23 protein-coding genes are annotated in these 26,451 nt (G+C 40.2%); 1 reads left to right on the forward strand and 22 read right to left on the reverse strand.

Annotated features, from left to right (window positions below; genetic code table 11):
• Nucleotides 1–3 precede the first annotated feature (3 nt).
• From JQ843_RS08750 to pbp2b, 15 genes are all read right to left on the reverse strand, one after another.
• Nucleotides 4–2,415: a glycoside hydrolase family 95 protein gene (locus tag JQ843_RS08750; protein ID WP_203213420.1), complete on the reverse strand. Its 2,412-nt coding sequence runs from the start codon at nt 2,413–2,415 to the stop codon at nt 4–6.
• Between the two features lie 51 nt (nt 2,416–2,466).
• Entirely contained in the window at nt 2,467–3,159 is a 693-nt protein-coding gene (locus tag JQ843_RS08755; protein ID WP_000240129.1) for a phosphoglycerate mutase, read from the reverse strand.
• A gap of 145 nt (nt 3,160–3,304) precedes the next feature.
• Entirely contained in the window at nt 3,305–6,097 is a 2,793-nt protein-coding gene (ileS, locus tag JQ843_RS08760) for an isoleucine--tRNA ligase (protein ID WP_203213421.1), read from the reverse strand.
• 252 nt (nt 6,098–6,349) lie between these two features.
• On the reverse strand, nt 6,350–7,225 hold the full coding sequence (locus tag JQ843_RS08765) for a DivIVA domain-containing protein (RefSeq protein ID WP_338014959.1): 876 nt from the start codon (nt 7,223–7,225) through the stop codon (nt 6,350–6,352).
• Nucleotides 7,226–7,233: 8 nt separating this feature from the next.
• On the reverse strand, nt 7,234–8,019 hold the full coding sequence (locus tag JQ843_RS08770) for a YlmH family RNA-binding protein (protein ID WP_203213422.1): 786 nt from the start codon (nt 8,017–8,019) through the stop codon (nt 7,234–7,236).
• Complete coding sequence (locus tag JQ843_RS08775) at nt 8,016–8,279, reverse strand: YggT family protein (RefSeq protein ID WP_004257761.1); 264 nt, start codon at nt 8,277–8,279, stop codon at nt 8,016–8,018. The genes JQ843_RS08770 and JQ843_RS08775 overlap by 4 nt, the downstream gene beginning before the upstream one ends.
• Complete coding sequence (locus JQ843_RS08780; protein WP_000053356.1) at nt 8,279–8,812, reverse strand: cell division protein SepF; 534 nt, start codon at nt 8,810–8,812, stop codon at nt 8,279–8,281. The genes JQ843_RS08775 and JQ843_RS08780 overlap by 1 nt, the downstream gene beginning before the upstream one ends.
• A 9-nt stretch (nt 8,813–8,821) precedes the next feature.
• Nucleotides 8,822–9,493, reverse strand: coding sequence for a YggS family pyridoxal phosphate-dependent enzyme (locus tag JQ843_RS08785; protein WP_203213423.1), 672 nt, complete (start codon nt 9,491–9,493; stop codon nt 8,822–8,824).
• A 4-nt stretch (nt 9,494–9,497) separates the two neighbouring features.
• Nucleotides 9,498–10,754: a cell division protein FtsZ gene (gene ftsZ / locus JQ843_RS08790; RefSeq protein WP_203213424.1), complete on the reverse strand. Its 1,257-nt coding sequence runs from the start codon at nt 10,752–10,754 to the stop codon at nt 9,498–9,500.
• A 17-nt stretch (nt 10,755–10,771) separates the two neighbouring features.
• On the reverse strand, nt 10,772–12,151 hold the full coding sequence (gene ftsA / locus JQ843_RS08795; RefSeq protein ID WP_000090252.1) for a cell division protein FtsA: 1,380 nt from the start codon (nt 12,149–12,151) through the stop codon (nt 10,772–10,774).
• Between the two features lie 214 nt (nt 12,152–12,365).
• Complete coding sequence (locus tag JQ843_RS08800; RefSeq protein WP_049551303.1) at nt 12,366–13,070, reverse strand: YwaF family protein; 705 nt, start codon at nt 13,068–13,070, stop codon at nt 12,366–12,368.
• 94 nt (nt 13,071–13,164) lie between these two features.
• On the reverse strand, nt 13,165–14,538 hold the full coding sequence (locus tag JQ843_RS08805; protein WP_203213425.1) for a UDP-N-acetylmuramoyl-tripeptide--D-alanyl-D-alanine ligase: 1,374 nt from the start codon (nt 14,536–14,538) through the stop codon (nt 13,165–13,167).
• Between the two features lie 84 nt (nt 14,539–14,622).
• Nucleotides 14,623–15,666, reverse strand: a complete 1,044-nt coding sequence (locus tag JQ843_RS08810; RefSeq protein WP_203213426.1) for a D-alanine--D-alanine ligase — start codon at nt 15,664–15,666, stop codon at nt 14,623–14,625.
• A 174-nt stretch (nt 15,667–15,840) separates the two neighbouring features.
• Complete coding sequence (gene recR / locus JQ843_RS08815; protein ID WP_000966754.1) at nt 15,841–16,437, reverse strand: recombination mediator RecR; 597 nt, start codon at nt 16,435–16,437, stop codon at nt 15,841–15,843.
• A gap of 10 nt (nt 16,438–16,447) precedes the next feature.
• Nucleotides 16,448–18,505 (reverse strand): penicillin-binding protein PBP2B, encoded by a 2,058-nt coding sequence (pbp2b, locus tag JQ843_RS08820; protein ID WP_203213427.1) that lies wholly within the window; start codon nt 18,503–18,505, stop codon nt 16,448–16,450.
• A gap of 191 nt (nt 18,506–18,696) precedes the next feature.
• On the opposite strand from pbp2b, the gene JQ843_RS08825 reads away from it, so the two are divergent.
• Entirely contained in the window at nt 18,697–19,548 is an 852-nt protein-coding gene (locus JQ843_RS08825; RefSeq protein ID WP_203213428.1) for a MurR/RpiR family transcriptional regulator, read from the forward strand.
• Nucleotides 19,549–19,609: 61 nt separating this feature from the next.
• On the opposite strand, the gene JQ843_RS08830 is transcribed toward JQ843_RS08825, so the two are convergent.
• The 7 genes from JQ843_RS08830 to JQ843_RS08860 form a co-directional block, all read right to left on the reverse strand.
• Nucleotides 19,610–19,960: a type II toxin-antitoxin system RelE/ParE family toxin gene (locus JQ843_RS08830; RefSeq protein WP_203213429.1), complete on the reverse strand. Its 351-nt coding sequence runs from the start codon at nt 19,958–19,960 to the stop codon at nt 19,610–19,612.
• Complete coding sequence (relB, locus tag JQ843_RS08835) at nt 19,950–20,237, reverse strand: type II toxin-antitoxin system RelB/ParD family antitoxin (RefSeq protein ID WP_203213430.1); 288 nt, start codon at nt 20,235–20,237, stop codon at nt 19,950–19,952. The genes JQ843_RS08830 and relB overlap by 11 nt, the downstream gene beginning before the upstream one ends.
• Before the next feature lie 190 nt (nt 20,238–20,427).
• Nucleotides 20,428–21,324: an ROK family protein gene (locus JQ843_RS08840; RefSeq protein WP_203213431.1), complete on the reverse strand. Its 897-nt coding sequence runs from the start codon at nt 21,322–21,324 to the stop codon at nt 20,428–20,430.
• A gap of 17 nt (nt 21,325–21,341) precedes the next feature.
• Nucleotides 21,342–22,259: a dihydrodipicolinate synthase family protein gene (locus JQ843_RS08845; protein ID WP_203213432.1), complete on the reverse strand. Its 918-nt coding sequence runs from the start codon at nt 22,257–22,259 to the stop codon at nt 21,342–21,344.
• A 344-nt stretch (nt 22,260–22,603) separates the two neighbouring features.
• Entirely contained in the window at nt 22,604–23,215 is a 612-nt protein-coding gene (locus tag JQ843_RS08850) for a V-type ATP synthase subunit D (RefSeq protein ID WP_045605907.1), read from the reverse strand.
• Nucleotides 23,216–23,237: 22 nt separating this feature from the next.
• Entirely contained in the window at nt 23,238–24,623 is a 1,386-nt protein-coding gene (locus JQ843_RS08855) for a V-type ATP synthase subunit B (RefSeq protein ID WP_203213433.1), read from the reverse strand.
• Entirely contained in the window at nt 24,624–26,399 is a 1,776-nt protein-coding gene (locus JQ843_RS08860) for a V-type ATP synthase subunit A (RefSeq protein WP_203213434.1), read from the reverse strand.
• Nucleotides 26,400–26,451 lie beyond the last annotated feature (52 nt).

Here is a 26,451-nt window from a genome sequence, read left to right on the forward strand (position 1 = left end):
TTCTTAAAAATAAAATTGAACCAGATCACCTTCTGCTGTTGCCACCGAAATACAATCTTTCCCCATGCATTTCACTTCTGCTTTTTCTTGATTCATTTTAATCACACTCTTCTCAATATCTGGATAAGAAACTCGCAAATTTCCCCCACTCCTTGATAAAATGGTCAACTGTAAGAGTTTTTTATCTGCCCAACTCATGCTAACTTCAAAATGTCCACGTGTCATTAAGCCTGAAACAGAACCTCTTGACCAAGCATCAGGTAGGGCAGCTAGAGGCACCAGATGATCTGTATGAGACTGGAGTAACATTTCTGCCATTCCACTGCTAGCACCAAAATTGCCATCTATCTGAAAAGGAGGGTGGCTACACCAAAGATTTGACAAGGTCGATGACTTTAATTGCTCTGCTAATAATTTATGGGCTCGATTGCCATCTCCTAGACGCGCCCAGAGATTGATCTTATTAGCCTTGGACCAGCCTGTGCCACCATCTCCACGATCATTGAGGCTAGCACGCGCCGCTTCAAGATACTCTTGTCCCTTATAGCTAAAGAGATTGCCTGGATAGAGTCCCACTAGATGGGAAGCGTGCCGATGCTGGGTCTCCACTTTCTCATTTTGAAAATACTGCTCTTCCTCCTCATACCACTCCCTGATTCGACCAGATTGAGTGATTTGAAGAGGATTAAGCAAGTCAAACTTCTCCTTGACCTCAGTCAACAAAGCCTCATCCAGTCCCAATTCCTGAGCAGCCTGAATAAAATCATGAAATAACTGCCAAATCAGAGATTGGTCATAGGTATTGCCAATCGAAATCGGCCCATGTTCTGGAGAATAAGACGGAGAAGACACCCAACGCTGCGCCTGCCTATCCTCATGTAAAAAATCATTCCAAAAACGAACCGTTTCCCTCAACATGGGATAAATTTTATCCCTGAGATAGTCTTGGTCCCTGTAAAATGTATAGGCTTCATAAACGGTTTGCATCATCCATGCATTGGCAGCTGGTGACCAACCCCAATAGTAATCCCAACCAGGTGCCGTCCAGCCAAAAGGAGTCGCTTGAGTATGAACCAACCAACCATTCTCCTCCCCTTCCTGAGAGACGATTCCTGCATACCTTGCAGCCGCTAGACGACCATAGACACGCAAATCATCGATATAGTTGATGACTGGAAAAGCCGTCTCTAGAAGATTAGTAACATAGGCTGGCCAATAATTCATCTGCAGATTGATATTCAGGTGATAGTCCGAATTCCAAGGAGGATTATCGACCGCATTCCAGACTCCCTGTAGGTTAGCTGGTAGAGCATCTGAGCAATCTCTAGAAGAACTAATCAATAAATACCGTCCATACTGGAAGAACAATTCCTCCAAAGCATGCCCCTCTTGTGGCTTATAATTTTTTAGCAAATCATCTGTAGTGGATACGTCAACATCAGCTTCCAAATCCAATTGAACACGCTGGAATAATGCTTGGTAGTCCTCAATATGCCTTGATTTCAATTGGGTATAGCCCTTTTCTTTAGCTATCTCCACCAAGTCTTTTACCTGTTGCTCTAAATCTAGTTTCTTGCGATAATTGCTAGCAGAATTTTGGGCAAAATCCGTCTTAGCCGCCAAGAAGAGATTGGTATAACTGGCTCCTGATATCTGAACCTTATCTGACCAAACTCTAATATCCCCATCTGTTTCCCAAGATAAACAGCTAGCAAACTGCAGGTCATTGTCCTTAACTCTTCCCTTCATCAAGATATAAGAATCAGTAATATCCAACTTGCATTCCTTGTAATCAGATTTCTCCTGCTCATACTTTCCATCAGAAGCCAAATCACGACTTAGCGACAGTTCTATAGTAAAATCTAGAGTTTCCGCCCCTTCCTTAGTAAAGCGCTGAACTAAGAGATCATCTGGAAAACTCGCAAAAGCTTCACGTTCAAATTTCGTTCCCTTATAGACATAAGAAGTCGTCGCAAGCGCCTTACTGATATTCAGCTGTCTCTGGTAATCCGTCACCTGAGACAAAGTCGTACCTTGCTGACTGAACTCAATATGAATATCTCCAAAGGACAGATAGGTCCCATATTGACTCGTTTGGGGCCCAACTAGGTGCTGTTCAGCCAGTTCCTTAGCCCGATTGTAATCTCTCTTTTCCAAAGCCCGCCGAATCTCAGCTAAAAAGTTATGCTGATCCTGAAGATTTCCACCCTGATAATCTGAACTAGCAGGAAGTGGACCACCAGACCAGAGACTTTTTTCATTGAATTGAATCCGCTCAGCCCCTATAAGGCCAAATACTTTTGCTCCTAAAGAACCATTGCCTATCGGTAAGGCCTCTTCTTCCCAACCCTTATATGTCGTTGACGCTGGTTGCTTGTAGGCCAATACATAATCTTGTTTTTTATTCCTTATCATACTACCATACTAACATAAAAAGCCTAGAAATCAATTCTAGACTTACAATTTTTATTTTCCAAGGTAGTATTCAGAAACTACGTTCAATTTTTCGTCGAATTCGAATACCAATGGTGGGAAGTTAGGGATTTCCACGTCCATGATTTCGTCGTCTGACAAACCTTTGATGTGTTTTACAAGGGCACGGATTGAGTTACCGTGAGCTCCTACGAATACGTTTTTACCATCTTTAAGAGCTGGAGCGATTTTATCTTCCCAGAATGGAAGGGCACGTTCCAAAGTCACTTTCAAGTTTTCAGCATCTGGAATAACTGAATCGTCAAGTGAAGCGTAACGACGGTCTGTGTGAGCTGAGTGCTCATCATCACGATCCATGTTTGGAGGCAATACATCGTATGAACGACGCCAGATGTGAACTTGCTCATCACCAAATTGTTCAGCAGCTTCAGCTTTGTTTTTACCAGTCAAACCACCGTAGTGACGTTCGTTCAAACGCCATGATTTTTCAACTGGAACCCACAATTGGTCAGAAGCTTCAAGAGCCAAGTTAGTTGTTTTAATCGCACGTTTCAATACTGAAGTATAAGCTTGGTCAAATTCGATACCAGCTTCTTTGATCAATTTACCAGCGTCAATCGCTTGTTGTGTACCTTTTTCAGACAAATCAACATCAGCCCAACCAGTGAAAAGGTTAGCTTTGTTCCATTCAGACTCACCGTGGCGAGCAAAAACCAATTTTACCATTAGATGGATTCTCCTTTAAATTTTCCGAGGTTTTCCCTCGTTTATCTATTCTATTTTACACAATTTTTCACAAAAAAGCTAGTCAAAACCAAAAAGGAAAGGACTGTTTGGCAATCCTTTTCCTTCTTAGTATCATACAACAACCCTATTTCTCTTCAAATCCTTCTGCGACTGCGTCCGCGAAGTTTTCTTCTACGATGCTTGCACAGTGGTCACAGATAACTGCGTGGTAGCTGCGTTCTGCTGTTGTTGGGTCGATACGACGGCAACGGTCACATACATCACCTGCAGCGCGTTCTACTGTGAAGGCTACATCTTCGAAGCTAACGGCAGCTTCTGGAGCTGGTCCTTCTGCGATGGTCAAGTCAGATACAATCAAAAGTTGAGCTACATTGCTGTTTACTGCTTCGAGTAGAGTTTTCACAATTTCGTTTGGATAAACTGTCAAGTGTGCTTCAAGTGATTTACCGATAACTTTTGCATTACGCGCTTCTTCCAAGGCTTTTTGAGCTTGTCCACGGAAGTCCATGAAGGCTGCCCATGTGCCCAAGATTTCCTCTTGGTTAGCAAAAGTTTCTGCTTCTGGCAATTCTGACAATTGAACGAAGTCTTCTGCTTCAAACTCAAGATATGACCAAATTTCCTCTGCTGTGTGAGGAAGAATTGGTGTCAAGAGTTTGGTGATTTTCACAAGAATGTCATAGAAGACAGTCTGCATTTGACGGCGTTCCAGTGATTTGGCACCTTCGATGTAAACAACATCTTTAGCAAAATCAAGGTAGAAGGCTGACAAGTCAACGTTGATAAAGTTCACCAAGGCCTTGTAGATTGTCAAGAATTCAAAGTTTGCATAAGCATCACGAATGGTCTTGACAAGCTGATTAAAGCGAATCGTCATGTACTTATCAACTGAACGAAGCTCATCGTAAGCTACTGAATCTTGAGCTGGGTTAAAATCAGAGGTATTGGCAATCAAGAAACGAAGAGTGTTACGGATCTTACGGTAAGTTTCAGAGACTTGGCTCAAGATATCCATAGAGATACGCACGTCGTTGCTTGAGTCTACACTTGTTACCCAAAGACGCAAGATTTCTGCACCAAATTGTTTTTCAACATCACTTGGAGCAATGGTATTTCCAAGAGATTTAGACATCTTCTCACCTTTACCATCAAGGGCAAAACCTTGTGACAGAATTTGTTTGTAAGGTGCTACGCCATGGTTGGCAACAGATGTGATGAGTGATGAGTTGAACCAACCACGGTATTGGTCAGAACCTTCTAGGTAAAGGTCTGCTGGGTAAGTCAACTCAGGACGGTTTACTACAACTCCATTCCATGATGAACCTGAGTCAAACCAAACGTCCATGATATCTGTTTCTTTCTTGAACTCACCATTTAATGAACCTGGATGAGTAAATCCTTCTGGCAAGAGGTCCTTAGCATCACGTTCCCACCAAATGCTTGAACCATGTTCCTCAAAGAGTTGAGCTACGTGTTCAATAGTTTCAGCAGTCATAATCGCTGTACCGTCTTCAGCATAGAAGATAGGAAGTGGAACACCCCAAGCACGTTGACGAGAGATAACCCAGTCGCCACGGTCACGAATCATATTGTAAAGACGGACTTTACCCCATTCTGAGTGGAATTTCACTTTTTCAATTTCATCCAAGATTTCTTGGCGGAATTTAGAAACTGAGGCAAACCATTGTGGAACTGCACGCCAGATGATTGGTTTCTTGGTACGCCAGTCAAATGGGTATGAGTGAGAGATTTCTTCTTGGGCAAGAAGGAGGTTACCAAGTTTTTCAATAACAGTTGGAACTACCTTTTCATAGAATTGACCTTCAAACTCAGGACCAGCATTAGCCATCATGATACCACGTTCGTCAACAGTCACTGCGACTTCAAGACCATTAGCAATACCAACATTGTAGTCATCCTCACCAAAACCAGGGGCTGTATGGACAATACCAGTACCAGAGTCAGTGGTAACGTGGTCACCAAGGATAACCAACTCATCTACAGCTGTATCCCATGGGTGTTCTGTTACGATGTGGTTGAGTTCTTGACCACGGTAAGTTGCCAACACTTGAACATCAGCCCAACCAAATTTCTCAGACAAGCTAGTCAATAATTCTGCAGCAACGACAAACTTACGAGTTTCACCAGCAGGTTGAACCAAGACGTAATCAATATCTGCACCAACAGTCAAACCACGAGAAGCTGTGATGGTGAATGGAGTAGTTGTCCAGACTACGATATAAGTATCTGTATCTAGAACACCTTTGCCATCTTTTACCTTGTTGCCATAGTAAAGGGAAGTTGAAACCAAATCATGGTATTCAATCTCTGCTTCAGCAAGAGCCGACTCAGATGACCAAGACCAGTAAACTGGTTTAGCACCACGGTAGATGTAACCTTTATTAGCCATCTCACCAAATACACGGATTTGAGCTGCTTCATAGTCAGGAGTCAAAGTCACATATGGATTTTCCCAGTCACCAGAAACACCCAAACGTTTGAAGTCTTCGCGTTGTTTATCTACTTGAGAAAGAGCGTATTCACGGCAAAGTTTCAAGTACTCAACCAAGTCCATTTCTTTGCGTTTGATACCTTGTTTTGCCAAAACTTGCTCGATTGGCAGACCATGTGTATCCCAACCTGGAATATAAGGAGCATAAAATCCTGACATAGACTTAGAACGAACAATGATATCTTTTGAAATCTTGTTCATAGCGTGTCCAACGTGAATATTTCCGTTCGCGTATGGAGGACCATCATGCAAGGTGAAATGAGGTTTTCCTTGGTTCAATTCTTGACGACGTTGGTAAAGTTTTGCATCTTCCCATTCCTTTTGCCAAACTGGCTCTTTGGTAGGAAGGCCTGCACGCATTGGGAAAGCTGTTTTCCCAAGGTTAAGGGTATCTTTGAGTTTCATGGTATCTCCTTTATAAATAATAACAAATTAAAAACCACGACTGCCAAAAAGGACGAAAATCGTGGTACCACCTTTATTCGGAAAAAGATTTAGTCTTTCTCCCTCTTATCCCGTAACGTGGGGAACGTCAAATCTTACTTCATTCAGACTTGAGTTTTTGAGAGGATAATCTTATCGTTAGGGAATGCAGGACTCACACCATCTCCTGCTCGCTGGAAATATAAGGATAAGATATTGTTCTCAGATTATTTCTTATAAAATTGTAACAGATTCTTGCGGTGCCGCAAAACCTGGTTCTGAGTTTACAGCTTCAGTAGCTGGTGTTGGTCCTGAATAATGGCTTGGAGCTACTTCTGGCTCTTCATACATTGGACCAACTGGATGAGCTGGACTTTCTTCAACAACCGGAGCTGGTGAAACCACTTGTTCTTGCTCAGCTCTTGCTTCGGCTTCTGCAAGTTCCTTATTAGCCGCTTCGATACGCGCTTGCAACTCAGCCATTTCCTCGGGAGAAAACTGGCGAGTAATATCAATTGGTTCTTCCTCTGGATGTTGTTGCAAGACAGAGTCACCTAAGACTTCGCTGACCACTTCTTTGAAGGCCTCATCACTTGTCTGAAGATAAGTAGCTGTTGGGCGAAGAATATCTTCCCAATCTGAAGATTCAACAATTGCTAACTGGCTCTCAATTGTAGATTTAAGACGTTGATGGAAGACACGACTCTTGTTCTTCAATTCTTCTGTTTCAACAGCAACCTTCTTAGCATTGTCAGTTGCTTGACGAAGAATTTCATTTGCCTTGTACTTAGCTTCTTCCAGCAAGCGTTGTGCATCTTGCTCTGCTTGGTGGATAATATTATTTGCACGTTCAGTTGCAGCATGTTTTACTCGCTCAGCTGTATCCTGTGCAATCAATACAGATTGACTCAATGAATCTTTCATCTCATCAAAGTAAGACAAACGCTCTTCCAAACTCTTAATATGTAAATCCTTATCATGATTAGAGCGAACCAAATCTTCATAATCACGGACTACAATATCTAAAAATTCATCTACTTCTTCTTGATCGAACCCTCTAAAGCGTGTGCTAAAGGTTTTATCTTTGATTTCTAACGATGTAATTGGCATATTTTTCCTCACTTACTTAATAACAATTGGACCGTTAATTTCTTTTTATCTTTTTTTGTTTGCCCATTATCTCTAACGAGTTTCAATCGACCAAATTTCCTAACACTAATCAAATCACCAACTTGAACTGCATAATCTGATTTTTCAACTAAATGGTAATTCACTTGGACTGCCTGTTTTTCAATTAACTGACTTGCCTGATTTCTAGACAGCTTGAAGACACCTGCCAGAAAAACATCTAATCTAGAACTAGAAATACAAATATCTAATTCTTGATAATCTTCTACTGTAGCAATTTTCTCAGTAAAATCCCGTTCTTCTAGACGAACCGGTAAACGAGCAATTTTCGTAATGCCGTCTTGAAAAAGGAGCATAAACTGTCGATTAATGATAATCTGTGCTCTCTCTTCGTTGACTAAGATATCACCAAATAGCTTCCTATCAATTCCCAGCTTGTTTAAAACAGTCCCTAATATTTTTGCATGCGTTAAGCGTTCAAACTTATTAGGGTAGACAATTTCTTGCAAGGATAGTTCAAAATCAGAGAATTCCGGCTCAAAATAATCAGGATACAGGATTACCCGTACATATTCAGTTTCAAGAAACTGCCGACTGCTCATGTAGGAGATGCCGTTGGTTGATGCTAGAACCTTTAAAATCTTTTCTTGATGGGGATTTACAAAGGGTGTTAAAAAAGGAGAATAAGAATCTTCTACCTTTTTTATCCATTCTACTCCCTTATCAATAAAAGACGAATCATTCTTAGAAAAGTGTTGATAAATCATCTTGTTCATAGAAAGATCACTAAAAGTCGGATCAACTGCTCCCCTAGGAAGTGAACTAGTAATACCGCAATCCAGACAGACAAGTCAAGACCTGCAATCTGGAGGGGTAAACGTTGCAAGGGAGCTATTATCGGTTTCACTAAACTAATAATCAAGCGTCCAAGACGTGATTCATAAGCATTGGGAAACCAAGACATCAGAGCAAACACGATTAAAATCAGTGAATAGATATCCACTGCATTTTGAACAAAACGAATGAGAAAGATCATTATCTTACTCTCGTACGTTTCATATCAAAGCCAAATTCACCATTTTGTGATTCATCTGGAATTTTGATATCTTCAATATTGACGACAACATCAACTGGTGTCAGCAGGTACATAGTAGATGCTACCTTTTTCATGTTACCAGCTAAAACGTGACGCGCCCCATCCAGATAGTCCAAACAACGACGAGCTTGAACTTCTGTCATATATTGAAAATCAATCAAAATACTTTCGTTACCAGCTAATAAATCAACAATATCTGTGGCATCTTCGTATTTACGTGGATAACGAACATCAATTGTCACCTTATCAGTAGAACGTTGACTTTGCATAGCCAACTCTTGTTGACGGGCATGAAGACGAGTGATGTTTTTATCTTTAGATGGCGTGCTACCAGCTTGCTGAGGCAACTCTTGAACAGAAGGGACTGGAGTCACAATCGGCTCTTCAGCTTTAGGCTGATATGCAGTACCAACATCTTCTCCATCTTCTGTAAAATAATCTATAAATTTATCAAATCTATCTTTTAAAGACATATTTCTTTCCTATTTAAAAAATGCTGTACCAATTCTGACAAATGTTGAGCCAAATTCAATCGCTTCCTTGTAGTCACGACTCATACCCATACTCAAGTCCGTCATTGGCATATTGGGAATTTGTTTTTCTCTAATTTCTAGTTGCAAATCCTGCGTAGCTTTAAAAATTTCTTTCAACTCATCACTACTAGCTTCAAAAGGAGCCATGGTCATCAAGCCGACATATTCAATTTTATCTAAGGTGGCCAATTCTGGTAAGAGCTCCAATAGTTCTTCCCTTGAAAAACCATGTTTGCTCTCTTCCCTTGAGATATTTACTTGTAAGAAACACTTAACAACTCGGTCACTTCTTTTTTGAATTTCCTTTGCTAGCTTTAATGAATCCAAAGCGTGAAAATAATCAACATACTGAATGACATCTTTGACCTTGCGTCTTTGCAAAGTTCCAATCAAATGCCAGGTAATATTTCTATCTTTTAAAGCTTCATATTTCTCAAGAAATTTATCTACACGATTTTCACCAATATGATGCACACCTAGCGGAAGCAAGGCCTCCGCTGTCGGTACGTCTACATATTTTGTAACAGCAACAACCGAAACAGAATTAGCTTCTCTTCCTGCCTGCTGACTTGCATCTTTTATTTGTTGAAAAACACGTTCTGTATTTTCTTTCAAATTCATTTACTTAACGATTTTTGAAAAATGGAGGAGTGTCTAATTCATCCTCATCGTGTAAAGATGGCGCTTCGAAACGTTCAACTGGTGATACCACTGAATCAGTTGGTCGAACAATTGTCTCACGACGCAAGTCCCAATCACCAAATGCTGAAGTTTGAGAAGTTTCTGTGCGACGAGGCGCTGGACTTGGAATTTCTGCAGTTTCAGCCATATCAAACTGACGATTATGATTGTGTGCATGACTTGGGCTTACTTGTTCATGACGAACAGTTTGTCTTGGTGCATGGCCCACAACTTTTTCAACACGATCTTGACGAACACCAGTTGCAACGACTGTCACACGAATTTCATCTTTCATGTTTTCATCGATAGATGTTCCGAGCCAGATGTTCACTCCTTGACCAGCTGCTTGGTTGACAATTTCTGAAGCTTCTTCTGCCTCAATCAAAGTCAAGTCGAGACCACCAGTAACGTTGACGATGACATCCTCAGCACCATCAATAGTTGTTTCAAGAAGTGGTGAGTAGATTGCCTTACGAGCTGCTTCTACCACACGTTCTTCACCACTGCCGATACCGATACCCATTAGGGCGTTTCCTTTATTTGCCATAACTGTTTTCACATCGGCAAAGTCAAGGTTAATCAAACCAGGATTTGTGATCAAGTCCGTAATTCCTTGAACACCTTGGCGAAGTACGTTATCTGCTTCGCTAAGAGCTTCAAGAAGTGGAGTTTTCTTATCAACAATTTCAAGCAAGTTGTTGTTTGAAATAATCAATAGAGTATCTACATGTTCGCGAAGCTGATTGATTCCTTCTACAGCGTACTGACCACGTTTGCTTCCTTCGAAACCGAAAGGACGTGTCACAACACCAACTGTAAGAGCACCTAAATCTTTAGCAATGCGGGCAATAACAGGAGCAGCACCAGTACCTGAGCCACCTCCCATACCTGCAGTAATGAAGACCATGTCTGCTCCAGTAATAGCTTGAGTCAAGGCTTCTTCGCTTTCTTCGGCTGCCTTTTGACCGATTTCAGGTCGACCACCAGCACCCAAACCACGAGTCAATTTAGGACCTAACTGAATTACAGTCTCAGCTTTTGTACTACTCAAAGCTTGTACATCTGTGTTTGCTGCGATAAATTCTACGCCTGCAACACCTTCGTCAACCATGCGGTTAATGGCGTTTCCGCCACCTCCACCAACACCGATTACTTTAATCACTGCACCTTGAGCAGCCGCTGTATCAAATGAAAATGTCATAGTTTATTTTTCCTCTTTTATTCATCAAACATACTTCCAATTAAACCACGGAAGCGATCTGCGATTTTTGGTTTATTTTGAGAAGATACTTTATCTTCTTTCGGAGCAACTACGTTTGTAGAAGCTGATTGCTCAACCTCAGTATTTTGAACTGGTTGAATAGGGGTAGGTTGTGCTACCTGCGTAACACGTTGAATCATCCCACCGAAATTAATTGGTTGGTGACGCAAAGTATCTTCACCCTTGACTGCTCGTTGTGCTAACAAATGCACCTCAGTCAATTGACCAGCAAATTCAGACAAGCTAATCACATGAGCGAAGGCAGGATTACGGATTCCAACTTGATTTGGAACGTAAAGTTTGACACCAACACCAAAGACTTCCTGTGCAAGTTCTACAATACCTGGTAAAATAGCATTTCCACCAATCAGAACAATCCCACCTGGAAGATCCAACAAATGTCTTCTTTCCAACTCTTGTTTGATTTGTTCAAAAATGTGCTTAATGCGGGCTGAAATAATCTCTGCTAGGTAGCTTTCTGTAACTTCTACAGGTTCTACTTCACCAATCACTTCAACTTGGAAGGTTTCATTGCTTGCAAGCGAAGGGTAGGCTTCACCATAGTTCAATTTCAATCCTTCAGCTAGTTTTTGTGAAGTCTTCAAGACTTTAGAGATATCTTTTGTGACATAATCTCCACCTTCTTGAAGAATATTTGTAAACTGGAGTTCTTGGTTACGGATTGTAGCAACAGTTGTTTGACCTGCTCCCATATCAATCACAGTAGCTCCAAATTCACGCTCTCCTTCGTTCAAGACTGAACGAACCAAAGCCAATGGTGAAATAATAATATTTTCAACCTGAACACCTGAGCGCTCAACTGTCTTACGTAAATTGTGAAGAATAGTACGTGGACCTGTGTAAAGCAAACCACGCATTTCAAGACGAACCCCCATCATACCACGTGGGTCACGAATACCTTGGAAACCATCTACGATAAATTCTTCTGGAATAAACGTAATGACTTCACGATCTGGTGTCATACTCTTTGTCAAGGCTGATTTAACAACATTTTCAACATCTTGATCTGTAATTTCTTTTGTATCAGATGTAACTGGAATCATACCTTGAGTTGGTTCTACTTGCAAAAGATTTCCAGGCAAACCAACATTCACTGATTTGATTGAAATGCCAGCTTTCTCTTCTGCTTGGGAAATAGCTGACTTGATAGCAGTTGCTGCTGCTTCAATATCAACGATAATCCCATCCTTTACACCTTTACTCTTGGCATTACTTACACCAATTACGTTTAGTTCACCATTTCTATGCTCGGCAACCAATACTTTAATCGAATTAGTTCCGATATCTAAGCCTGTAAAAAAACCATCTCTAGCCATTACATCGCATCCTCTCTCTTCCAAGTTTCAAACTTCTATTCAATATAGCTAAAATAGGGCATAGCTATTCACAGAATATTATAACACAAAAAATCCAATCGTGCTTAGTTTTTCCTAAATTTACTTACCATTTTTTCACATTCTTTCCTTAGCTTTTTTTATTTTCCAAACAAATTATAAAAAATCAGATTTATGAAAAAAAGAAAGCTCATTTCTAAGCTTTCTTTGCAATCATTTTTTCTGCTTCTTGTTCTAAAAATAGTTCCAAGATTTTCTTTGTTAACGTAATCGCTGCTGATAAGGCCAGGGAAACGATTAAATAATTAGCTACTAAGCCATGGTCTCCAACCAATGGTGGTTTTGTCAAGAATCCGTAATCTCCACCTGTTACTAAATTGACCACAAAAATCAAGGCATTTAGTGCAAAGGTCATGAGAAAAATTCCCTTCACATCCAGCAATCGCGCGTTATACTGTCTCAATAGATAAACTAGTGAGTTCCCCAAGAGAGCTAAGTGCCCAAAGATAAAGGACAAAATGGCAATATGTGGGAAAGGATAGGGATCTGGCACTGGATAAACAAAGGCAGCTAATGTCCCAAATGTTCCTAGTAATGCAAAATACTGCCTATATTTAGACTGACCAGGAAGCAAGAGCACCACAAACATAGCCATACGGCAATGGTAAAAGGGTAAGCTTTCTGACAATGGCATATGATTAACCCCGTACCATCCATAAAGAAGGATTAACTGAACTGCCTGCAAGATTTGGAAAAATCGTTGATAAGCCTTCTTTTCACGATAACGATAGGCTGTATAAAAAGTTAAGGCTAAAAGTGTAAATATACTGACATACCAAAAAAGGTCAAATTTGGGTGGCTCTGTTGCTTGGGTCGTAAAGAAAATATCCCATAAATTCATCTAGTCTTCCTCATGTTTCAAAATTTTCCTGCATTTTATTATACCATGCTACTTAAGAAAAATGAATTTAGAAATACGTAAATGTTTGACAAAATCACTTAGCTTCATTTTCTAAACTTTCTACCAACTTGGCCAAATTCATAGAGTTAGAGCCCTTGAGCAGGATTTGGTCATGCACTCCAAGGCTTTCTTTGACCTGCTTAACTAGGTCTTCAAATTGGTCTTGGTTTTCTGTTTTCTTGAAGTAGTAAACGTGGCCGATTGGGAACATTTGACTAGCCAATTGGGCTAATTCAGCAATGTCTTCTCCATAGAAAATAACTGTATCAAGCACATCTGGAGAAAGGCTCAAAATCATCTGATTATGGAGTTGAATAGACTGGTCACCAAGTTCCTTCATGTCCGCCAAGACAGCGATTTTCTTGCCACCTTCGTTGGCTGGAATGGCAGAGAAAGTCTCTAAAATCAGCTTCATAGCAGTTGGATTGGCATTGTATACGTCAGACAGAATATCTGCTCCATTGGCCGCTTTCTTCCACTCGGTACGGTTACGCGTCAATTCAAGATTTTGGAAGGCCTGACGAATTTGCTCCTCTGAAACTCCTTCTTGCAGGGCAACATAGGATGCAATCATAGCATTGGTGGCATTGTACTTACCAGTCACTGGCAAATCAAGGGCTTGCTCCAAGAAATTGGCCTTAAAGGTCAAGCTATCCTTACGCTCAACCAAGTCGGTAATTTCCAACTCTGCTCCTTGGCCAAAACGAACTACCTTTTTATCAGTTGGCAAGTAGTCCTCTACAATAGTGTCAGCTGGCGCTAAAAGCAAGGAATTCGAAGACATCCCGTCTGCAATTTGCATTTTTCCTTTAGCAATTTCAGAACGGTCTTTGAAAAAGGCCAAATGGGCTTCTCCAACCAAGGTCACGATGGCTGTTTTTGGATGAGCCAATTCTGACAAGAGATGAATATCTCCCAAGTGATCCTGTCCCATCTCCAAGACCAACTTTTCTGTTCCTTCAGGCATATGGAGAACTGTGTAGGGAAGGCCAATCTCATTATTGTAGTTACCTTGTGTTTTGTAAGTTTTGTAGGTTGTTGATAGCAAGTGAGCTAACATATCCTTGGTCGTTGTCTTACCATTTGAACCTGTGACAGCAAAGACATCAACAGTCGTTTTTTCAAGATAGTAGGCTGCTAGGAATTGAAAGGCAGTCAATACGTCATCTACTAGAATGTAGGGATGATTTGCGACCTCTTTCTCAGACAAGGTTACTGCTGCACCATTTTCAAAGGCTGTTTCGATAAAGTCATGACCGTCACGCGCACCTTTGAGGGGGACAAATAAATCTCCTGTCGCAATCAAACGACTGTCAAACTCAGCTTTTTCTAACTGGGCGTCCTCAAAGATGCTGATATCATTTTTAGCTCCTACAACTTGAGCCACTTCATGGATTGTTAATTTCATTTCTACTCCTTTAAAAAGGGTCGAAGCTCGAGAACTCTAGTCACCTTACAGTGATGGTTCTGGCTCCTACCCTCTCTTTCATTTTTATAGCAAATGCGCTTCGCGCTTGTCAAAACTTTCCTTGGCAAGATCAACCAAACGCTCAATTAGTTCTGGGTAGCTGATTCCCATATTGTCCCAAAGTAGTGGGTACATAGACCACTGGGTGAATCCTGGCATGGTATTGAGCTCGTTGAGGAAAATCTCTCCCTTATCTGTATAGAAGAAATCGCAACGAGATAGACCCAGGCCACCAATGGCACGGAAGGCAGTTTCTGCATTTTGACGCATGACAGCTACCACATCATCACTGATTTTAGCTGGGATATCCATGGTAATCTTGTTGTCAATATACTTGGCATCGTAGTCATAAAAGGCAACATCCTTGACAACTTCTCCTGGAAGCGTGCTTTTGACATCGTAGTTGCCTAGTAGACCAACCTCGATTTCACGGGCATTCACCCCTTGCTCTACCAAGACACGGCTGTCATATCGGAAGGCAAGCTCCAAAGCTTGCCGGAGTTCCTCTTGATTTTCAGACTTAGAAATACCGACACTAGAACCCATGTTAGATGGTTTTGTGAAAACTGGATAAGTCAATTTTTCTTCAACTTCAGCAATTTTAGCAGTCATATCATCACCTTCGACAATGGCCACATAAGGAACTTGGGCAATCCCGACAGATTCTAAGACACGCTTAGTGGTGATTTTATCCATGGCAAGACTAGATGACAATGTGTTACAACCAACATAAGGCATTTTCAAAACTTCCAAGAATCCTTGAACTGAGCCATCCTCTCCCATCGGACCATGAAGGACTGGAAAGACCACTGCTCCCTCTTCGTATATAGCACTTGGTGCAACTTTCTTATCCCAATCAATGGTTTCATTGGTCATAAGACGATCCTCTTGACCTGGAGTATGGCTAAATTCTTGCGTTTTAATAAAATCACCCGACTGGCTGATGAAGAAAGTCTTGACTGTGAAACGGTCGTAGTTGACCGCACGCATCACACTCTCAGCTGAAAGAACAGAGACTTCACGCTCTGCACTACGTCCACCGTATAAAAGAATAATCGTTTGTTTCATATTATTTGTTCCAATTCTAATAGAATACTCGTTCTTTAGTATATCATATTTGCTTCTTTTTTGAAACTTGAACCTGATACTGGTCTTCAATAAATCTAAAAAGAGACCGATAAAACAACTGTCGGTCTCCTTAATTTTTGTCTAAATGAATTGAGTGTGTTAATTTGTCTAGACTTACAACTCTGTTCGATTTTCAATGGCTCGTAAGAGTGTCACTTCGTCCGCATACTCAATATCCGCTCCGACAGCGAGACCTCGCGCTAGACGCGTAACCTTGATACCAGCTGGCTTGAGCAAACGTGAAAGATACATGGATGTCGCTTCACCATCTGCTGTAGCATTTGTTGCTACGATTACCTCTGAAACTTCACTATCCATAAGACGAGTCATAAGGCTCTTGAGATTGATATCGTCCGGACTGATACCATTCATAGGAGAAATGAGGCCATGCAGGACATGATAGAGTCCATGGTATTCTTGGATATTTTCCATGGCCGCCACATCACGACTATCCTCTAGCACCAAAATCGTTGTCTGGTCACGAGTCGGATCGGTACAGATAGAACAAGGATCGTCGTCTGTCAAACGTCCACAAATAGAACAGTAGGTCAGCTCTCTCTTAGCAGAAAGGAGATTTTTAGCAAATTCATTGACATCGTCATCAGACATTCCAATAGTATAGAAGGCCAGACGGGTAGCCGTCTTAATCCCGATACCCGGTAACTTCGAATAACTGTCAATTAGCTTAGCAATAGGTGTTGGATAAAGCATATGTTCCTTTCTAATTCATTGGATGGTGTTGGTTATAAAGGTTGATAATATCGCGCGCAATGGAAGGTCCGACACCATTTGTAAGGTTGGTGTTATGAGGGAAGACAACAGCTACAGCGATTTGAGGATTATCTGATGGTGCATAGGCCACAGCATTGGTATTGTTAGCTTTTTGACCACCCTCAACATAACTTTCGGCAGTACCTGTTTTACCACTAATGGATACAGCTGCACCATTTGAAAAGGCACGACCTGTCGTCAGAGCACTCCCTCCGTGAGAAACTTGATAAAATCCTTGTTGGAGGATGGAAACATCAGACTCAGAAATATTAATTTTATTCATTTCCTTGGTTTCAACAGATTGGATTAAGTTCCCTAAGCCACCTTGTTCGTTGTTTCCATAAATCCCCTCGACAATGTGAGGTGCAATCCGAACACCGTTGTTGGCAATAGTTCCAACGTACTGGGCCAATTGCATTGGGGTGTAGTTATCAAACTGACCAAATGCATTGGTAATGTAATTAGCAAAATTATACTCTTTTGGTATAAAACCAGTTGACTCATCTGGAAGGTCAATGCCTGTTGAGGCTCCAAGACCATATTCCGCAAATGTCGCACGAAGTTTCCCCATAGCGGATTCCAAATTGCTGGTTCCAACAAACATATTAGGTTGATAAGTTTGACCCATGATGCCCAAAGCCGTTTGGACCATATAGGTATTAGAAGAATACTCCAAGGCTTCCACCGCTGTAATCGGGAATGAACCGTAAGCCTGAGTGTACCAAGAATTAATCGGAGCTGAACCTTGGAAGACAATCGGTTGGTCTGTCAAGGTCTGATTCCCTGATAAGACTCCATTCTCCCAACCAGAGCTGATGGTCGCCGCCTTGACAACAGAACCCGGGACAAAGACATTGGTTACTGTTCCCAAGGAATCAGGTGTTAAATCTCCCGTTTTCAAGTCATGTTTTAGCCCTGACATAGACAAAACCGCACCTGTTTTTGGGTTAAGGGCGACTGCATACACACCTTCTGAATACTTGGCTCCTCCATTTCCCAGTTCGGAATTGAAGTAACTCTTAAGCAGATTGTCTACGCTATCTTGAAAGGCCAAATCAATAGTCAGTTTAATATTATTCCCTTTGGTACCATCTTCGATATTTTCGACACTTTCCATGTTACCGTACTTATCTAGATGGATCTCCTTAACTGAGCGTTTTCCTTGCAAGGTTTCTTCATATTGTTTTTCTAGATAAGAAGTCCCAACACGATCATTTAAAGAATAACCCTTTTTGATATAAGCATCTGCTTCTTCAGCTGGTAGACCAGCTTTTTCACTGGATACACTTCCTACTATAGACGAAAGAGAAGTCTCTAGGACCTTTCGATCCCACGAAGTTGAAATACTGATCCCAGGTAAATTCTTAGAAGCTGAAGCAATCAAGGCAATCTGTGTATCTGTCAAGGAATCTGTCGCAATGGTCCCTGTCGCAAAATTTCCAACTGCATTGAGTTGGCTAAAAAGATAAATTTCTTTCTTTTCGTCATCCGAGTAGGTCAATTGACTTGGATCGATACTTTCAACAGTATTATTGTAAAGCTCGGATTCAGATAATTGATTGCCATCAGAATCAAGTCGCTTCTCACGTGGTAAACTTTCCACTGCTTTCTTATAGACATCTTGATCTGCTAGATAATAGTCCGCCAACTGTCGATCAGTCAATGTTGGAGAAGTAACTCCCACATAAGCCAGCAACTTCTTGGCTGTTTCTTTTAAATCTGCAGCCGTCATTTTGTTGTTTCGAGTAAAGGAAACAACTTGTTTCACAGTATTTTCAACTAAGGGCTTGCCGCTGGCATCATAAATTTCGCCCCGAGCCGAACTAGTGGTCACCTTTGTTTTACTAGCAGATGCTAATTTTGTCTCATAAAAATCCTTGTTCAAAACCTGCATATAAAGCAGGCGACCAATGATGGCCATAAAGAGCAAAATGACAATTGAAAACAATAAATTAAGCCGAATCGGAATCGAATGGCTATCAAATTTTCTCATACAAATCAGTCTCATTTCTATTTAAAATCTTACTCTTCATTGTACCACAATTTGAGAAGAAAATTATGGAAAAGGAAAAAGCTTTTTTCCTTTTTACGGGAAAATACGATTTTATTTATCCATCCCTATATTATATGATATAATAAATGTAAAAGTTCGATGACCCAGTCTTTTTCCAATACGACTCATTTAAAGGAGCCTTCCCTATGGACAAACCAGATATAGCAACCATCATTGATTCCCACTTCGAAGAAATGACAGATTTAGAGCAAGAAATCGCTCGCTATTTTTTACAAACAGAAACCCTTGTAGATGATTTATCATCCCAGCAAGTCACTCAAAAATTACATATCTCCCAAGCTGCTTTGACCCGCTTTGCTAAAAAGTGTGGTTTTACAGGCTATCGAGAATTTATTTTCCAATACCAACACCAAGCAGAGAAACAAGACACCCATTCTCACAAACACAGTCCACTGACAAAACGAGTCCTCAGAAGCTATAGCAATATGCGGGAACAAACACAGGACTTGATTGACGAAGTCCAACTAGAAAGAATTGCCCAGTTAATCGAAGATGCTGAGCGTGTCTACTTCTTCGGAACAGGGAGTTCTGGCCTAGTAGCTCATGAAATGAAATTACGCTTCATGCGTCTAGGTGTGGTCTGCGAGGCTTTAACCGATCAAGACGGTTTTGCTTGGACAACCAGTATTATGGATGAGAATTGTCTCGTACTCGGTTTCTCTCTTTCTGGCACAACCCCTTCTATTTTAGATAGTCTATTAGACGCTAAGGAGATGGGGGCAAAGACTGTACTTTTTACAAGTGTTCCCAATAAAGATAGTCAGGCCTATACAGAGACTGTTCTTGTAGCCACCCACAGCCAGTCATCCTACATCCAACGAATATCCGCTCAACTTCCTATGCTCTTCTTTATCGATTTGATTTATGCCTACTTTTTGGAAATCAATCGAGAAAGTAAGGAAAAAATCTTTAATAGTTACTGGGAAAATAAAAAACTCAATGGCTATCGTAGACAAAAACGTATAAGAAAATCCTAGTTTGGCTGAGTCAAACTAGGATTTTTATTCATCACCAAACACACCTCTTCTAGATTATGAATTAGTCGTATCTTGATTTAGTCTTAAATAATTTCATGTAATCACTTTTTGAAGGGAGTAAATAAGCAAGTCTGACGGTATCCTCAACAATTGTATATAATACGATGTAATCCTTACTCAAGGTCAATCCTCGCGTTTGGTAGCGAGAGTCTAATTTCTTACCAAATTTTTCATCGGCATCAAATCCAGCTTGGGGGAAAATTTCTAGACGATTAATATCTTTTCTAATACTGGCTACTTTTCGTCTCGCAGCCTCTACAGAACCAATTTCCTCCGCTATATACTGATATATTTTGTCCAGACTATCAATCACTCTAGGAGAATACAAAATCCTATATCTTTTATAATTCATAGCGTGTCACGACATCCTCATCTGTCAAGTAATTTCCAGACTCAATTTTGGCATAACTTTCTTGAACTTCTGCTTGTAATTGCCTAAACAAATACTCCTTCTCTAATTCCTCTTCACTCAGTAAATCTACTTCATTTGTTACGGCAACATTCTTTAAAAATAATCTGAGTGCCGATGAAAGAGAGAGATTTTGTTCTTTTAACACTTCCATGGCATCATTTACTAATTCTCTATTAGCTTGGAAGGTCACAACTTTACTCGAATTTGCTATAGCCATTTTATATAATTCCTTTATATATTTTATTTATTATCTCACAATTATAAAGAAAGTCAAGAGGCTTTGATTAGAAAATCCTAGTTTGGCTGAGCCAAACTAGGATTGTTTTGTCTTGATACTCTTCGAAAATCAAATTCAAACCACGTCAGCTTCGCCTTATCGTACTCAAGTACTGCCTACGGCTAACTTCCTAGTTTGCTCTTTGATTTTCATTGAGTATAAAATAATAATAAGCTCCCAGCATACCTGCTGTATTTTGATGATGGGCAAATTCTAATCGTGTTTTTTCAGCAAGGCTTGGCACCAAAGCCTCTTCCAAGGCTTTGCGGATCTTGGGTTTGAGAATCGCCTCTTGTCCCATGATACCGCCACCGAGAATGACCACTTCTGGATTGGCAACGTAGCAAATATTTGCCAGACCTTTTCCTAGATAGTCTACCATCCGATCAATACCAGCCATGCAAATCTTGTTTCCTTCAGTGGCTTCTTTGAAAATTCTACGACCATTCCAGTGTTCCACTTCCTCACCATGACCTGCTGCTACATACTCTACCAAGGCTGTCGTAGAAGCCAAGTCTTGGAAAGCTCCATCCTGCATATGCATATAACCGACTTCACAGGCTGAATTACTAAAACCATGGAAAACTTTCCCATCCATAATCAAGCAACCACCGATACCTGTTCCAATAGTCAAGCAAAGGGTGACACTCGCTCCCTTACCTGAACCAGATACTGCCTCAGCCAGACCTGCACAGTTGACGTCATTCTCAATTTCACAAGGAATCGCAAAGCTAGTCTCGATTTCCTTCTTGAACTGAGTTCCTGCATAATTTGGAATCTGAGGCCCAGCATAGAAAATCTCACCCTTGTCAGGATCCACCATTCCTGCAGAAGAAATAGCAACACCTACTACTGGCCCTTTTTCTAAATAACTAGCTACGATATCTTTGGTCTTTTGTAAGATATGAGGTCCACCCTTATGCGCCTCTGTTGGCATTTCATGTGATTCAACAAGTTGGCCTTCTTGGTCGATCAAACCATATTTGATATTTGTTCCACCGATATCAATTGCAACGTAGTGTGTCATAAATACCTCCTTATGGATTAGAGGAAGCGCTCCTTGGTTTCACGAATCAAGGCTGCAGCTGCTTCTACAACTGGACGATCCTCTTCAGTTACTGGCGTCAATGGTGAACGAACAGAACCAATATTCAAGCCTTCATTGATCTTCAAGACTTCCTTAATCACACCGTACATATTTCCATGTGCAGCAGTCAGTTTGCCAATGATTGCGTTAATAGCATACTGTAATTCACGCGCTGTTTTCAAGTCTTTGTCAGCAATCAACTGATTGAGTTTCAAGAAGAGTTCTGGCATAGCACCATAAGTACCACCGATACCAGCTTTAGCTCCCATGAGACGACCACCTAAGAACTGTTCATCTGGACCGTTAAAGACGATATGGTCTTCCCCACCAAGGCTCACAAAGGTTTGGATATCTTGGACTGGCATAGAAGAGTTCTTAACACCTATAACACGTGGATTCTTCAACATTTCAGTGTAAAGACTTGGAGTCAAAGTAACCCCTGCCAATTGAGGAATGTTATAAATCACGTAGTCTGTGTTTGGTGCTGCAGCACTAATGTCATTCCAGTATTTAGCAACTGAGTATTCTGGCAAGCGGAAATAAATCGGCGGAATCGTTGCAATAGCATCTACTCCTAAGCTTTCAGCATGACGAGCAAGTTCCATACTATCTTTGGTATTGTTGCAAGCAACGTGAGCAATGATGGTCAATTTACCTTTGGCAACTGCCATGACTTCTTCTAAGATTAATTTACGGTCTTCAACGCTTTGGTAGATACATTCACCAGAAGAACCATTGACGTAAAGACCTTGAACACCTTTATCAATGAAGTATTGCACCAAGGCACGCGTACGTTCTGAACTTACTTCTCCTTGATCATCATAACATGCGTAGAAGGCTGGAATGACACCTTCGTATTTTTTTAAATCTGACATAGATTTTCTCCTAAGATTTCTTTTTTTCTGCTAAAGGCAGGATTTATTCTTTACGTGTTTAGTATACACCTTGTGAAAAACGCTTTCAATATCTTGTGTACACTTAGATTTTAGTTTCGATATGAATTTTGAAATGTTTATGGCTTGAAAGTAGTTTCAGAAACAAGTCATCCTATTGGTATTTTGCGAAAATTTTCTCCATCAATCCAGTTTGGATAAAGACCAAGAGTCCAAACCCAAAAAGCAGGAAGGCTGAGCCACCTAAAATAAAAAAAGCTTAGAAAGGCTTAACGCCTTATCCAAGCTGATATTTGTTCATCTCATTAAAAATCTAAATAAAGGATCTACTTCACTTTCATAATACGAACTAAATTGGCTCTTTCTGCCTCCTCTAGTTTCAATTCTATATAATGAATAGTTTCTGACAAGTTTGGAATAATCGAATATTCTAATCCATTTACACGTCTACGTGTTTTTTCTATTTCATCAGCCATTAACTGACACGTTTTTTCAACTTCTGCCAGTCTTAGTAATTTATCAATTAAACTATTCATTGTAGCAAATACATCATCCATTTCACTATTAGAAGATAAATAGCTGTATTCACTGTTCTCATTTTGAGAAGTAATATTCATATGCATTCTAGGAACTGTTACACTCATGATATTTTCTTTCTCAACAAATAATTCAATTTCTTTCGATGGAATTGAAAATAATTCCTCCACCATTAGAGAGTTCTTTAATGATTTAGCAACTGCAAAGGATTTTAGATTATCAATTAGATAACTTTCTACTTCTTTCCGAAGTTGATTATTCTCACGAATCAAAGAAATAAATCGCCTCATCAATTCATCTCTTTTATCCTTTAATAACTTATGTCCACGTTCAGCTGTTTTCAAACGTTCCTTTAAGTTATTCAATTCCATACGAGTTGGTTTTACATTCAAACGCACCATAGATAATCACTCCATTTCTGGATTAAACTTCTACCAAAGGTAAGTATTTATCTAGCAAATCATCTTTGATACGTTTTAACTCTGTTCTAGGAAGAATTGATAGTAATTCCCACCCAAGATTCAACGTATCTTCTATATTTCGATTTTTATAAAATCCTTGGTTGATGTACTCTTCTTCAAAACGCTTTGTAAACTTCACATACAATTTATCTATATCAGATAAAGACGATTCTCCTAATACTACTGCTAACTCTTCAACCTTTTTCCCTTGGGCATAGGCTGCAAACAGTTGATTCATAGTTGGAGCATGATCTCCACGAGTTTTACCTTCTCCAGATCCCTTATCTTTTAATCGAGAGAGAGAAGGTAAAACATTGATTGGTGGACGATAACCTTGATTATACAACTCATGCGACAAAATAATTTGCCCTTCAGTAATGTATCCAGTTAAATCAGGAATTGGATGTGTTATGTCATCTTCTGGCATTGTTAAAATAGGAATCTGTGTCACTGAACCTTTTTTACCAACTAAGCGACCAGCCCTTTCGTATAGAGTTGATAAATTTGTATATAAATATCCCGGATAGCCTCGTCTACCTGGAACTTCACGGCGAGCTGCCGAGACTTCACGTAACGCTTCACAATAGTTAGTCATATCCGTCATGATAACTAGAACATGCATATCTTTTTCAAAAGCTAGATACTCTGCCGCAGTTAAAGCAATGCGGGGAGTTGCAATACGCTCAATTGCAGGATCATTTGCCAAGTTCATAAATAAGACTGAACGATCGATTGCTCCTGTTTTTCTGAGTTCTTCCATAAAGAACTCAGCTTCTTCAAAAGTAATACCCATTGCTGCAAATACAACCGCAAAATTTTCATCAGAATTTAAAACAGTCGCTTGTCTTGCTATCTGAGCTGCTAATTCATTATGAGGTAAGCCCGAACCTGAAAATACTGGTAATTTTTGACCACGTACAAGAGTATTCAAATGATCAATAGAGGAGATCCCTGTCTGAATAAATTCATCTGGATAATCTCTAGATACAGGATTAATAGCTTGACCATCAATATCTAAATATTTCTCTGGAATTAAATCTGGTCCACCATCAATTGGTTTTCCCATCCCATTAAAAATTCGACCAACCATATCCTCAGATACAGCCAATTCTAGTGCATGACCAGCAAAACGAATTTTAGACTTTTCTAAATTTATTCCACTAGATCCTTCAAAAAGCTGAACCATTGCTTTATCTTCGTGGATCTCTAAAACTTGTCCACGACGAATTTCTCCATTATGAAGTTGAATTTCAACTAACTCATTGTAAGACACATTATTAACTTGTTCAACAATCATAAGAGGCCCAACAACTTCACTAGCAGTTCTGTATTCTTTTATAACACTCATTTATAGACCTCCTGTTTCTAATATCAAATGAATTTGATGTGTAATCTCATTTGAAATAATTTTGATTTCATCTAATCTATCTTCTGAAACATATTTACTTCTCGCCATACGGTCTCGAACTGCCACGGTACCTTCCATAATCTCTGTAAAGTAAGAACCCAACTCTAAAGCATGATTTGCCTGATCAGCAAAAGTTAGGATATTACTTAACATTGCTTCTTGTTTTGCAAACGAAGTGAATGTATCTACCGAATCAAAAGCGTTCTGTTGCAAATAATCTTCTCTAATTTGTTTAGCAATTTCCATCGTTAGTCGTTCATTATCAGACAGAGAATCAATTCCAACAAGACGAACAATTTCCTCTAAACTAGATTCCCGTTGTAAGTAGTTCATCGCACGAGTTATTTTACTATTCCAATCTGTCTTCTCTTTACCATCTATATAAGTTCCCACACTGTCTTTATAGAGTGAATAAGATGTAAGCCAGTTAATTGCAGGAAAATGACGTCGCTGTGCCAACGGAGCATCAAGCCCCCAAAAAACTTTCACAATCCGTAAAGTGTTTTGAGTAACTGGTTCTGAAATATCTCCACCAGGTGGCGATACAGCTCCAATAGCAGTAATCGTTCCTTCACGTTCTGGAAGCCCTAGAACCTGAGAACGTCCCGCTCTTTCATAATATTCAGCGATACGACTTCCCAGATAAGCAGGATAACCCTCATCACCAGGCATTTCTTCTAGACGTCCTGACATTTCACGTAGCGCTTCTGCCCAACGTGAAGTCGAATCAGCCATAATGGCGACAGAGTAGCCCATATCACGAAAATACTCAGCCATGGTAATTCCTGTATAAATTGAAGCCTCACGAGCAGCAACAGGCATATTTGAAGTATTAGCAATCAGAACTGTCCGTTGCATAATTGATTGTCCTGTATTAGGGTCAATCAACTCAGGAAACTCATTCAGTACATCCGTCATTTCATTTCCACGTTCTCCACAACCAACATAAATAACAATATCAACATTGGCAAATTTAGCTACTTGGTGTTGTACAACTGTCTTTCCTGCTCCAAACGGTCCAGGAACAGCTGCTGCTCCACCTTTGGTTACTGGAAAGAATGTATCAATAACTCGTTGACCTGTGATTAATGGTTCTTCTGGGATTAAACGTTTAGAAACAGGACGCGCCTTGCGGACAGGCCATTTTTGCATAAGTGTTCCTTTATAGAAACTACCGTCCAATTTTTTTATTTCATATACAACTTCATCAATTGTAAAATCTCCAGAGGCAATAGAAACGACTTCGCCAGATATTCCATAAGGAACCATAATTTTATGATTAACTACTTCGGTTTCCTTGACAGTTCCAAGAATATCACCCGTATTCACTTTTTGACCAATTGATATAGTGGAATCAAAATGCCACTTAATATCTCTATCCAAACTTGGAACTTCTACCCCACGAACTAGAAAATCATTATGAGTAGCCAATTTAAATCGATCTAATGGGCGTTGTATGCCATCAAACATTTGAGAAATCAATCCAGGCCCTAATTCAACCGAGAGAGGTTCTCCAGTTGTAACAACAGGTTCTCCCGGACCAAGACCAGATGTTTCTTCATAGACTTGGATAGATGCCTGATCTCTTCTCATTTCAATAATTTCACCGATTAACCCTAGCTTACCTACACGGCAAATATCTTGAATATTAGCCTCCTGCATACCTGATGCAATAACTAGAGGTCCCGATACTTTTATAATCTTCCCTTGAGTCAAAGTTATTCTCCTTACTAAGTCCAAAAATTATAGAATAATATTACAGACAATT

Source organism: Streptococcus mitis (genome assembly GCF_905187495.1).
Lineage (GTDB): Bacteria > Bacillota > Bacilli > Lactobacillales > Streptococcaceae > Streptococcus > Streptococcus mitis_CU.